Genomic DNA, 11,827 nt, shown 5'->3' with positions numbered 1-11,827 from the left:
GTGAAAGAATACACGCAGCCGCGAATCCTAACCGAATGTCATGAAAGACAGGGGTGAAGAAGTGTCAGAGCTACTGGTGCCTTTCACACTCCGCCTGCCCGACGCCTCCTTGCGCGACTGCGCCGCTTCGCAGGGGACCCCGCTTTCCGAGGCGCTCGACTCGGTGGGGGTGGATCCCGCCTGGTTCCAGTTGTGCCGGATCTCCGGGGGCCTCGTCAAACCCGCCGACCGCATCGGTTTCGAGGTCGCGGCCGGCGAGGTCATCATGTTCGTGGCCGATCCGTCGGCGATGCTCACCCAGGGACGGTGGGCCTCCCGCGCCCCCAACGGGGGATCCGGCGGGGAAGGGGACGCCGCCGCGCGCAACAGGGCGGTGCCCGGGGGGACCCTGGTGGGGTCGGCACTGGTGATCGTGCTCGTCGAGTTGTTCGTCCTGGCGGGGCCGTTCCTGTGGGACTGGCGGCCGGGCCTGCTCTCCCGCCTGGTGACGGGGGCGCTCGGCGTGCTCTACGCGCTGGTCCTCGCCTACGTCGCGCCCGCCTGGGCGAGAACGCAGTGCGTTGCCACCGCCAGCGCTGTTTTCGCCCTCTCCTGCCTCCAGATAGTGCCCGCGGACAACCCGGTCGGCGCCGCCGTCGCCCCCGTCGTCATGGCATGGGGAGGACTGCTGTTCTGCTTGGCGTACCGCATGCGCCGCGTCGAGGACGTCGAGGACGCGGTGGCCGTCCCCCGGGCCGCGTGGATGGTCGCGACGGCCTGCACGACCCTGATGGTCCTGGGCGGGAGCCTGGTGGCGAGGCCGGCCTTCCTCGCAGTCGCGGCTGGCACTGTCCTGGTGTGGCTCTCCCCCCAGCTCACCATGCGGTCCTCCTCGTTCGTCCTCATCGACATCAAAGAGGTGCTGACCAGCGCCCTCCCCGGCAGGCAGCAGGATCCCCCGCGCCCCAAGGCCATGAACGCGCGGACCTCGCGGGCGGCCTACTCCTCCGCGCGCGTCCGATCGCACGTCGTGATCGCGCTGGGGTGCGCGATGTGCGTGCTCGGCGGTTTGATGAGCGGATCCCATGCGGGCGCCGGGGAGTGGCGCGGACGGGCAGCGCTGGCGACGGTCCTGGGAGCCGCACTATCCCTGGCGTTCGCGGCGCGCCACCAGCGCAGCGGCGGGCGCCTGCTCATGACTGGGGCGTCGGTGCTGCTCGCCGCCCTCGTCGCCGCCTCCCCCGAGGTGTCGGCGCACGTTCCGGGGGGTTCGGCAGTCCTCCTCGCCGGGGCAGCTTTCCTGATCGCCGTCCTCTTCCCGCTCCGAGGGGCGGGGGGAGGGCGCCGGAAGCGGATGGCGCCCTCCCCACTGGTCGGGAGGATCCTCGATGTGCTCCAGGCACTGATCCTGATCGTGGTCCTGCCGGCCTCCGTTTACGCGTCCGGCCTGTTCGACGCGATCCGGCAGTCGATGTAGGCACGCCGGCCGAACGCGGCCAGCGCGGCCCCTCCGCTTCCCCTGCTCTGCTCCCCTGCCGGTGAGCGCGGACGCGCTAGTCCTCTTTCCTGTGGTACCTGGGGGAGGTGCCCAGGGCGGAGCGGTCGGCGTGGGAGCGGGCGACCTCGGCGTCCACGCCCCGGTAGACGTAGGAGGGGTCGCTCTCGAAGACCGACTGGTCCGCCAGGACTCCGTCGCGGTAGTCGGACACGGTCCGGGCGCTGGGCTCGGTCCCGGGGAACTTCTCCATCAGGGGGTTCTCGTCGGGGAACTGGGCGGGATCCGTGGTGTCCAGTCCTTTGGGATTGATCAGGGGCTGCCCGGTCGGCCCGGCGGTGGCGGAGTGCACCAGCGACTGCACGACCTGGTTGCCGGTGGCTTGGGGCCACCGCTGCATGGTCACCGCGACGAATCCCGCGACGATCGGGGCGGCGTAGGAGGTTCCGCGCGCGCCGCGGATCCTGCCGGATTCGGCGAAGTCGTGGACCCACGTGTTGTTCCCGGGGGCCATCACGGTCATTCCGCGGCCGTAGTTCGAGAAGCTCTGGTAGTTCCCGTTCGAGTCGGACGCCCCGACTCCCACGGTGCCGTTGATCGAGGAGAGGGAGTCGGCGGGATCCTGGAGGCCGTCGTTGCCAGTGGCGACCACCACGACGACCCCCCGGGCGACCGCCGCGGTGATCGCCGGGCGCGCCAGCTCCGCCAGGTCCCCCTTGCCGACCGACGCGGAGATCACTCTGACGCCGTCGGCCACAGCCGCGTTGATGGCGTCGTCGATGCTGGTGGTCGCGCACGCCGTGGGGTCGTTGTCCTCGGCGGTCGGAGTCGAGTAGTTGATGATCTCGGCCCCGCGCGCCACCCCGTAGCCCCGGGCGGCCAGGATGGACACCATCGCCGTGGCGTGCGAACGGTGCGCGTCCGAAGCGGTGAAAGAGCACATGGGCTTCACCGTCACGTTCGCCCCCGTCAGTTCGGGCGCCGTCGTGTCGGCGGGGCCGTCGATGACCGCGACCTTGATGCCCTTGCCCGTGTACCCCGAGGCCACCTCGTTGTCCACGCCCAGGGGCCCCACGTACTCCTGGGTGGTGATCTCGTCGAGCGCGCGCGCCCCGGGGGCGCCCGCGACGCACAGGCCCAAGGCCACGCAGACCGCTACCAGGGCACGGGCGGGGCCCGTGCCCGCGGCGCGGACGCCACGGGCACGGGCCCCGTACTCATGCTTCACTTCTCACAACCCCCACTCGTCCAGATCGACTTCGAGGACGACCCCGTCGTCCGCCGAGCCCGGGCCGTGAGCGGGGTCCCACACGGGCCCGCCTTGTTCGGACTGGTCCGAGAACAGGCCCGCGAGCCCCCGTCGTTTCTTCTTCTTATCATCACCGGCCCCGGCGGCACCAGCCCCCGCGCCGCCCATGCCCATCATGCCACCGCCAGCGGCTCCGGCCCCGGTGCCAGCGCCCTTGAGCCCGGCGCCGGCCGCACCGGCGCCCTTGAGCCCCGCGCCGACCGCACCGGCGCCACCGGCCATGAGGCTCTTCGCGCTCATACCGGCGGCGGCGCCGCCCAGGCCCTTCAAAGCACCAGCGGCCCCCATGCCCCCGACAGCCCCGAGGGCCCCGGCCGACGCGGCCTTGCCGGCGTCCGTGACACTGGAGGGGATCTTGTAGGAGGGGTCCCACTTGGGATCGGAGAAGTCGGTCGAGGACGGCGGCGCGTAACCGCCGACCAGCCCGTTGGGCGTCACCGTCTGGTTGATCGGCCGGTCGATCAGTCCGACGCCGTCCAGGTCGTCGATCTCCGCGCGGGGGGGCGCGGCCTGCTCGACACCCGGCTTGTTGAAGCCCTCGGACATCCAGTCGGCGCCGCGGGCCGCGTAGGGATCGTCCGCCCCGCTGCCGTCCAGGGCCCCCGAGGCTCCGAGCCCGTCGGCCCCCAGGCCATCGGCGCCGGGTCCGCCGCCCAGTGCGCCGGGATCGTAATCCCCGGCACCGGGTCCGCCGCCCGGCAGACCGCCGCCCGGCAGGCCCCCGCCCGGCAGGCCGCCGTCCGCGCCCCCCAGCCCGGGCATGGAACCGCCGATAGCGGGCTGATCGCCGTCGTTGTACTCGTCGCCGGTGGTCTTGCCCTGGTCGATGGAGGACTCCATCTTCCCGGCGGTCTCGTTCAGGCTGTGGTTCATCTTCTTGAGGATCTCGTCGCAGAACTGCTCCCGCTTGTCCTTGCGTTCGCCCTCGAGCCACTCCCAGTACTTGTCCGCGGCCACATCGACCAGGTACCCGCTGATCGGGATCGTGTACTTCATAACGGTCGTGCCGACGTTGATGCCCGCTTTCATCTTCTCCTCGGCGGGGGACAAGAGCTCGGGCGAGACCTTCTCGAGGAACGTGTCGCGGGCGTTGCGCATCACGTCGCGCGCCTGCGTCGCGTACTGGTGCCCTCTGGTCAGTTGGTCCTCGGTCCGTTTCAGGTCGCTGCGGTACTTCTGCGCCCATTCCGTGATCGCCGACCGGATCTCCTGGGAGTGGTACCCGTTCGTCTGCTCGTACTGCGTGACCAGGCGCCCGCACTCGGCGATCTGGTCGAGGACCTTCTGGTAGGCGTCCTGGTCGGCCTGGTCGTCGTAGTGCAGTTCGGACACCTCGCGGAGGCGCTCGAACGCTGTGGGCCCTTGCATGAGGGCAGCGGGGTCGTCCCCCGGCCTGCACTGGTGGTCTTCGTTACCCATGGCTATACCCGTTTCCTTTCAGTCGTTCGCCAATGAAACGCGGACGCCGCCTGCGAGTGACCGGCGCCCGCCATCGCCGGTTCCGTGCCGGCCCTAGCTCCCGCTGCCGTTGAAACCGGTTCCGGTCTGGCCGTCCGCTGCCGCGGGCGGCTGGTAGCCGGGCGTCGTCGGCTGGGGCGCAGCGGGGCTGCCCGCCGGATTCCCGGCGCCGGGCAACCCGCTGGTGCCGCCGGAGACGGTGTCGGACCTGGCGGCCCGCCTGAAGCGCTCAGCGATCTCCGCGTCGTCCTCCTGGTAGTGGGTGACCGAGTGCTGCGAGCCCTTCATCATCTCGCGCAGCTCGGTGATGCGGGTGCCGAGGTTGGTGTGCGTGGACTGCAAGACGGATTTGTACTTCTCGCTCACCGCCACCGGCCCCTCCTCGTAGCCCCATTTGAGGGAGGTCTGCTCGCGCTCCATGGCGCTCACGCCGTCCGACTGCGCGGACTCCAGGGCGCCGACCCCCCCTTCCGTCTGGTTGAGGGCGCCCGATTCCTGTTCGGGATCCACTCCGACCAGGGTGTTCGACTCTTCTCCCATTGCTCTCATCCTTCCTGGTAATCCAGATTACTGTTCGGCCATTTGTTCGATCCCACGAGCTCGATTTCCTTGATCGCTCTCATGCCATTCGCCGAGGATGACCATGCGCTCGTCGCAATTGAGACGAAAGCACTGACCGTTGCGATGAAAAACGCTCCAGCTTCCGACGCTATGAAGGGCGCAGCAACGGTGCCGGCAGGCACGGCCCCTGCAGCAAAAAAGGCCTTCGCGAAGCCGAATATGGCAGCAGCGGCCGCGACCAATAACCCGCTCGCAAACACATATCCGGCTATAATCGCACTATTCAGCTGGCTCGACAGTTTCGTGGAGGCGTTCACCATGTCACTGGCGGCCTTGACCTGTTTGCCCACCAAGCCGCTGTAGGACGAGTACGCATCCCCCTTCAGATCATGCCTCTTCGTTGGCATCCCATCGATGACGTCTTGGTCCAAAGTCTTGAAGGCAGGCGTGAACTTCTCATCGAGGAAGTCACGAAGACCACTCGCGATGGAGAAAGCACTCATCGTGTATTTGGTTTTCTCGAGGAAGTCCTTTGCCTTCGAACAAAATTCGGTTACTATCTGATGGACCTTGTCGAGCGCCCATTGCAACGCCGTAAGCTCCAATTTGGCGAGAAGTTTGGCTGCACTAGCGATGACCTTTGCGGAAACCTCGACCAGGTCCGTCAGTTTCTCACCGCATTCCATGAGCTTCTGAAGTACCTCCTCCAAAGGAGTGGAAGAAGCACTGGACCCCGGTGAAGAGGAGGGAGAGGGGAATGACATAATGGAATCTCCTAGTAGGCGTCTTTGACGTGTTGGCCGATTTCCACTTCCTGGGCCTCGTAGGCGTCCGCCACGAGCCGCAAGTCATCGGCGATCTGCCTGAACTCGGCGACCGCGGCCAGGGAAAGGCTGTTGAGCACCTCCACGATCTCTGTCGCCGCCTTGCAAGCGCCAACAACCGGATCGAAGGCGGCGGAGCGAAGCGGTCCTATGACCGGGATGTGCCCACTGACGGGCTCGATTTGTGAGGCCTGGTGCTCCCACTCGTTGGCGTCGCCGCGAAGCGCGTCGACATTGATTTTAATCTTGTCGGCCATGACTGGTACCAATCCTCGATTTCATGAAAGGGAGTTGAGAATGCCGAGCAGATCCACGACCGACTGCTCGGCGTCGCCGAGGAAGGAATCCGAGTCGCCGTCGAGGGCGTCGCCCTCGCAGGAGGTGAGGACTTCGACGAGTTCGTTTCGGATCGTCACTGTCGGAGTCACCCGAGCCCATGTCGGATTGATCGAGACCCGGAGGATAAGGCCCCCCGACTCCTCGCAGATGAAGGCCTCTCCGTCGGCGAACTCGTCCTCCTCCTCGGAGGCGCCAGGAGCCCCGGCCCCGTCGAAGTCGTCGAGCATCCGATCAGCGCGGCCGGAGAGGTCGGAAAGGTCCGCGAAGACCTGATCGGCCAGTACCTGCCCCTGATCAGCGCTCCTTCGCGAGAGCTCGTCGGCTCTGGCCTGGATCTCCGCGCTCGCGGCACTCGACTGGGCGCCGCCGTCGGCGCGCTCCTCGAACTCGTCGGCGCGCTCCGCGATGTACGCGTCGGCGTCCTCGTAGAGCCGGGTCCTGGCCTCGCCGATCAGCGCGGTGAGAGCGCCGCCCAGCTCATGGGGTTCGATCTCGTCCCGCCACCCGCCGTCGATCTGCAAGTCCTCGATCGCGCCGCCCCTGTCCATTGTGAGGCGCAACGATTCGGTGGGATCCTCAACCGTGATGCGGTCGGGGACATGGTCGCTCGCCTCGCGCATGAGATCGGCGAGCGCGTTCATACGCGAGAATGACTCGACGAGTCCGTCGAGTTCACTGGTCTGTGGGAATGACATACAATTCACCTATCATGGTGCGCGCTGGGAAAGGAGCGGGGTGTGGGGCGACGCGCATCGCCCCACACCCTCGCCCGCCGACCGGCCGTCCCGCTCACGCGCAGCCGCGAGCGGAAGACGACTGAACCAACAGCGTCCATAGAGAACGCCGCAACGCCGGACGGACGGTCCGCAGGGCTCCTCCAGCCCTACTCAGCCGTTGAAGATCCCCGCACCCCTGCTCTCGTTCGCCTGGTAGTCAAGCATGGCGTTCTGCACCTCATGGCCAACGGCAGCGAGCACGCTCTGCAGGCCGCGCATGCCCTCACTCCACTTCCTCTGTGAGACTTGGTACGCATTGGCGGACTCGCCCGTCCACTGCACCTTCTGCAGTTCTGACTGCATGCTATCAAGGATCTGCTGGATGTCCTGCGATCCCTTCGTGATGCTCTCACTGGTATCCTGCATGCGGGGGAAATCTGCACTGATGTCTTCGTTCATGGTTCACATGCTCCTATTCTCAAGTTCTCTTACTCTTGTCCGCTTCCACTCAGAACGAGCCCGAGTAGTCACCGGCGGATGTGGTGCGCTTGAGACGAGAGGCCGCCTCCTCCTCAGTGCTCGCGTACCCCCTCTTCATGTCATTCAGCTTGTCCACATACTCAGTCAGCGCTTTGATCGTGTTATTGACGTCCTGGTCCCACTCAGTCATCAGCTGCTGGAACGTCGCCGCGGCCGCGCCCTTCCAGATCCCCCTGGCGCCCTCGATAACCCCTCTGATCGCATTCAGATTGCGCGTGAGGTTGTCGCTGGAGCCGTTGACGGTGCTGATGGCGAAGTCGAACGCGCCAGCGCCTACTTCCATGCCTGCCATGAGATTCTCCTTCTCGTTGCAAGTCGGTCAATTTTCTCGGTAACCGCATGCTGCGACGGCCTGCCGATGGGTATAGCATATACACAGGTTCCCCGCCTTGCATAGCCCCTAGAATGATTCCAACTATTTTACCATCCGGTACGAAACTCCGGGCCGCACACCCCTCCCGGACCCCGCAGAAGGAGGACGCACCATGGACACAGCCACCCAGGCCCCGCTCCTGATCCCCATAACCGTCGCCTACGGCCGCCGCACAGTCGACGTCAGCGTCCCCTCCCAGATGATCCTCGCCGAACTCGCCCCCACCCTGGCCAAGGCGTTCGGAGAGGCCGCTCCGAGCCTCGAGCACCCGATCACCATCACAACAGGGCAACAGGAACTCGCATACGGGCAGAGCCTGGCCGCCCAGCGGATCCGCCCCGGCGCGACGCTCACACTCGCCCAGGAGCAGGACCCCGCCCCCGCCCGCATATACGACGACCCCGTCGAAGCCATCGGCGACCAAGTGGAGTCAACCGTCACCCCATGGACGAGCGCCTCCTCCGTCAACCTCGCCACAGGCGTGTCCACCGCGCTCCTCGTCCTCACAGCCCTCCTGGTCGCCACTTCCGGCCAGAGCATCGCCGCGGCCCTGGTCGCCGGCTTCGCGGCGCTGATAGCGACAGGGCTCGCCTCCGTGGTCGCGCGCGACAACGCCGTCGGCGGCCTCGCCCTCGCCCACACCGCGCCCCTGCTGGGAGGAGCCGCGGCCGTATCCTTCGCCGACGCCACATCCCCCGGCGGCGCCTGGATCACCGGCGGGATCGTCATCGCCATCGCCTCCATCGCGGCCTTCGCCCTCCCGGGCCCCCTGCGCATCAGCGCCATCGCCCCGGCCGTCGCCGGAATCGCCCTCACACTCATCGGATTCTCGACCCTGGCCTTCCCCACCACCCCCTCCGGCCCCGCAGCGCTCATCACCCTGGTCCTCGCGGTCATCCTGCTCCTGGCGCCCGCTCTGGTCGTCTCGCGCCCGCAGACACTCGACGTCGCTGCGACGAGCGCCACACAAGGCGGCGGCCTGCGCGCCGCGACAGTCGCCCCCAGGTTCAAGGCCGCCCGCGTCGCCGCGCTCAGCGTCGCCGCGGGGGCCGCCGCCGCCCTCCCCCTCACATCGGCGCTCACCGTCTTCGGCCTCTCCCTGCAGCACGGCCCCGCCCCGAGCGGAGCCGCGCGGGCCCCCATGGAACTCCAAGCAGACCCGTGGGGAGTCGCCCTGGTCGCGACAGTCGGCCTCGTCCTCACACTCACCGCCAGGAACCAGCGCTCCCGCTCAGAAGTGCTCATCCACACCGCCACAGGAGCCGGGCTCATCGCCTTCGCCTGCTTCGGGGCGGCGGCCACCCTGCCCGGAGCAGTCCCCGTCGCCGCTGCCGCGGGCCTCGTCGCCAGCTTCCTCCTGCTCTCCTTCGCCGTCGTCTCCCCGCGTGCCAGACCCACCCTCTCGCGCCTGGCCGGAGCACTCCAACTCATCGGCCTCGTCGGCGCGTTCCCCCTCGTCATCATGTGCTGGGAGCTTTTCTGAACCATGGCCTCCAACAAAGATCTGCTCAACGCCCAGCGCTACCAGCGCCGGCGCCTGACCACCGTTTTCAGCATGGGCCTGCCCGGCGGCAGCGAAGCCGAGCCCACCTCCATGATCGGCCCCATCGTCGTGGGAAGCGCCCTCTCGATCGTGATGGTCGTCGTAGCCGCCCTCATGGGCAAATTCGCGCCCGCGCTGCCCGACAACTGGGACAACGGCATGCTCATCACGGTCAAAGACACCGGCGAGCGCTACTACACGTCCAAAGGGGTGCTGCTCCCCCTCGGGAACATCACCACCGCCCGACTGGCCAGCGCCCCCGGCGAGATGTCCACGTCGTCGGTGTCCGCCAGCGCCCTCGAGGGCGTCTCCCGCGGCACCCCCATCGGCATCATCGGAGCGCCCGACGACGTCCCCGCCTCGGAGAACCTCCACTCCGACCAGTGGACGGCGTGCGCGATAGGCACAGTGACCCGCACCTGGGTCGCGACAGCGCCCAGCGCCCTCGTCGAGAACGGAACGGCCCTGGTCCAGTCCCAGGGGACCACCTACCTGGTCGTCGGGAGCGCCAGGCACCGCATCGACGACTCCGCCCTGTCCGGCGTCCTCATCGCCCTCGGCCTCGAATCCTACGCGCCCGTCGAAGTGGACCCCGCGTGGATCGCGGTGTTCGCCGACGGCACCCCCATAGGGCCCCTCGCGATAGACCGCGCCGGCACGCCCGTCACAGGGCTCCCCGCCTCCGTGGCCTCACCGGTCATCGGGTCCGTGCTCGCCACGCAAGGGGACTCCAGGAAGTACATCGTCACAGCCTCCGGAACCATCGCCCCGCTCACCGAGGTCACCTCCGCGCTCTACTCCCTGGGATCGCCCGCCCTGTCTCAAGCCACCACCGTCCCAGTGGCCGAGCTGGCCGCCCTGTCCATCGACACGAAGGGCGTCGGCCCCGCGGACTGGCCGTCCACGATCAGCGCGCCCAACCCCGAGCACGCGCCCTGCGCCACACTGGACCTGGCTGCCTCGGCCCCCACGGCCAGGCTCAGCACCGCGCCGCTGACCTCCTTGGCGCCCGCCGCCGACTCCTCCGCGGACCCCGATCCCAAGCCCACCGCGACCGGCCCGGGCGCGGGCGACCTCGGAGTCGGCAACACCGACGTCACATCCGGCTCCACGGGAGCGGACCCGGCGGCGAAGGGCCCCAAAGTGACCGTCGCCGGCGGATCCGGGGCGCTCGTCCGCTTCACGGACGGGGGCGCACTGGGAGCCACCGTGTTCGTCTCCGACGTGGGGGCGGCGCACCCCCTGGGGGAGGCCCCTGACGACACGATCGCGCGCCTGGGCTGGACCGCCGACGACATCGTCACGCTCCCCGCGGCGTGGCAGCGCCTGATCCCAGCGGGCGTCACCCTGTCCAACGCCCAGGTGTGGGCCGCCGCACCGACTGCGTCCAGCACCCCCAACGGACCAGTGGCCGGAACCACCCAGATGACGACCGCCCCCTCCTCCCTCACCGCGCCCGACGCCGAGGGCGAGGCGTGCAGCGCGGATAAGCCCCAGCTCATCCCCACCCAGACGAGCATCATCAACCAACTCGGCCTCCGCAACGCGTGGAAGATCTCAGAAGGGGGCGGAGTCACAATCGGCATCGTGGACTCCGGCGTCCAGGCGACCAACGCCCACTTCAGCGGCGGGGCGCTGCTCACAGGGATGGACCTCACCGGGGAAGCCGACGGGCGCACCGACACCTACGGGCACGGGACCATCGTCGCAGGACTCATTGGCGCGCGCACCATTCAGGGCTCCGGCCTCACCGGCGTCGCCCCCGCCGCGAAACTCCTCCCCATCCGGGTCTACAGGGACACCGAGAAGGAAACGCAGGACGCCGGCAACGGTCCCCGCATCGACCGAATGGCCCAGGGGATCACCGCAGCGGCCAAAGCCGGGGCGCGCATCATCGTCGTCGCGCAGTCCACGCCGAACGGCACCCCCACCCTCCAAGCAGCAGTGGCCGATGCCACCAAAGCGGGCGCGCTCGTGGTCGCATCCGCTGGCACCAACTCCGAGGACACGATCACCGCTCCCCGGTACCCCGCCGCCTACCCCGAAGTGCTCTCCGTCGGCGCCATCAACCCCGATGGCTCCCACGCGAGCAACAACGCCCAGGGCGAGACCATCGACATCACCGCGCCCGGCTCCAATGTGCTCTCCGCCTTCTCGGGCGGGGGCGACTGCATCTTCTCAGCCGAAACACCCGCGACCTCCTACTCAGCGGCCTACGTTGGCGGGATCGCGGCGCTCGTCGCCTCCGCCCACCCCAAGGAAACACCCGCCCAATGGAAGTACCGGCTCACCGCGACCGCGCTGCGCCCCAATCCCAGCGAGCACTCCCCACTGGACGGATGGGGCGTCGTCGCCCCCAGCGCGGCACTCGCCCTGGACCTCGACACGATGATCCCCGGCCCCCCGCGCCCAGACGGCAAGACCCCCATCGCCCCCGCCGTCGCCCCCGCCACCCCCCCGGACTTCTCCGTCAACTACGGGCCCCACATCCAGAACGTCACCCTGATCATCACAGCGGCGGGCTCTAGCGCCGCCATGATCCTCACCATCGTCAGCTGGATGCGGCACCCGCGGCCCCGGCCCACCACTGCGCGCCCGGGTAAGAGGGGCAGCGGCCCACGGAACGCCCCCCGCGCGCCCAACGCCCGGCCGCGATAACGGACGCGCCTGGGGCTCAGGGTTCCGCGCCC

Annotated in this window: 11 protein-coding genes; 3 read left to right on the top strand and 8 right to left on the bottom strand. The window is 68.5% G+C overall.

The window, feature by feature from the left end; translation table 11 throughout:
• Positions 1 to 40: 40 nt before the first annotated feature.
• Entirely contained in the window at positions 41 to 1,456 is a 1,416-nt protein-coding gene (locus BH719_RS08110) for a ubiquitin family protein (protein WP_009744347.1), read from the top strand.
• Positions 1,457 to 1,532: 76 nt separating this feature from the next.
• Here BH719_RS08110 and BH719_RS08105 read toward each other — a convergent pair whose 3' ends face one another.
• The 8 genes from BH719_RS08105 to BH719_RS08070 form a co-directional block, all read right to left on the bottom strand.
• Complete coding sequence (locus BH719_RS08105) at positions 1,533 to 2,702, bottom strand: S8 family peptidase (RefSeq protein WP_009744346.1); 1,170 nt, start codon at positions 2,700 to 2,702, stop codon at positions 1,533 to 1,535.
• Between the two features lie 3 nt (positions 2,703 to 2,705).
• Positions 2,706 to 4,202, bottom strand: a complete 1,497-nt coding sequence (locus tag BH719_RS09425) for a hypothetical protein (RefSeq protein ID WP_009744345.1) — start codon at positions 4,200 to 4,202, stop codon at positions 2,706 to 2,708.
• A gap of 93 nt (positions 4,203 to 4,295) precedes the next feature.
• Positions 4,296 to 4,781: a hypothetical protein gene (locus BH719_RS08095; RefSeq protein WP_009744344.1), complete on the bottom strand. Its 486-nt coding sequence runs from the start codon at positions 4,779 to 4,781 to the stop codon at positions 4,296 to 4,298.
• A gap of 5 nt (positions 4,782 to 4,786) precedes the next feature.
• Entirely contained in the window at positions 4,787 to 5,566 is a 780-nt protein-coding gene (locus BH719_RS08090) for a hypothetical protein (protein ID WP_157098220.1), read from the bottom strand.
• Between the two features lie 11 nt (positions 5,567 to 5,577).
• Positions 5,578 to 5,883 carry a hypothetical protein gene (locus tag BH719_RS08085; RefSeq protein WP_009744342.1) on the bottom strand — a complete coding sequence of 102 codons (306 nt, stop codon included), beginning with the start codon at positions 5,881 to 5,883 and terminating at the stop codon, positions 5,578 to 5,580.
• A gap of 21 nt (positions 5,884 to 5,904) precedes the next feature.
• Complete coding sequence (locus BH719_RS08080; RefSeq protein WP_034255388.1) at positions 5,905 to 6,660, bottom strand: hypothetical protein; 756 nt, start codon at positions 6,658 to 6,660, stop codon at positions 5,905 to 5,907.
• Positions 6,661 to 6,852: 192 nt separating this feature from the next.
• Positions 6,853 to 7,140, bottom strand: a complete 288-nt coding sequence (locus BH719_RS08075) for a WXG100 family type VII secretion target (protein ID WP_009744341.1) — start codon at positions 7,138 to 7,140, stop codon at positions 6,853 to 6,855.
• 49 nt (positions 7,141 to 7,189) lie between these two features.
• Positions 7,190 to 7,504 (bottom strand): WXG100 family type VII secretion target, encoded by a 315-nt coding sequence (locus BH719_RS08070; protein WP_173647191.1) that lies wholly within the window; start codon positions 7,502 to 7,504, stop codon positions 7,190 to 7,192.
• Positions 7,505 to 7,706: 202 nt separating this feature from the next.
• Here BH719_RS08070 and BH719_RS08065 point away from each other — a divergent pair, with 202 nt between their 5' ends.
• Positions 7,707 to 9,077, top strand: a complete 1,371-nt coding sequence (locus BH719_RS08065; protein WP_009744339.1) for an EsaB/YukD family protein — start codon at positions 7,707 to 7,709, stop codon at positions 9,075 to 9,077.
• Between the two features lie 3 nt (positions 9,078 to 9,080).
• The gene (locus BH719_RS08060; RefSeq protein ID WP_009744338.1) at positions 9,081 to 11,795 is read left to right on the top strand and encodes a type VII secretion protein EccB; all 2,715 of its coding nucleotides are present in this window, start codon (positions 9,081 to 9,083) and stop codon (positions 11,793 to 11,795) included.
• The last annotated feature ends 32 nt before the right edge of the window (positions 11,796 to 11,827 follow it).

The organism is Pauljensenia hongkongensis (genome assembly GCF_001746855.1).
GTDB classification, from domain to species: domain Bacteria; phylum Actinomycetota; class Actinomycetes; order Actinomycetales; family Actinomycetaceae; genus Pauljensenia; species Pauljensenia hongkongensis.
Note: the sequence above shows the minus strand (reverse complement) of the source record. Positions and strands in the feature narration are given on the sequence as shown.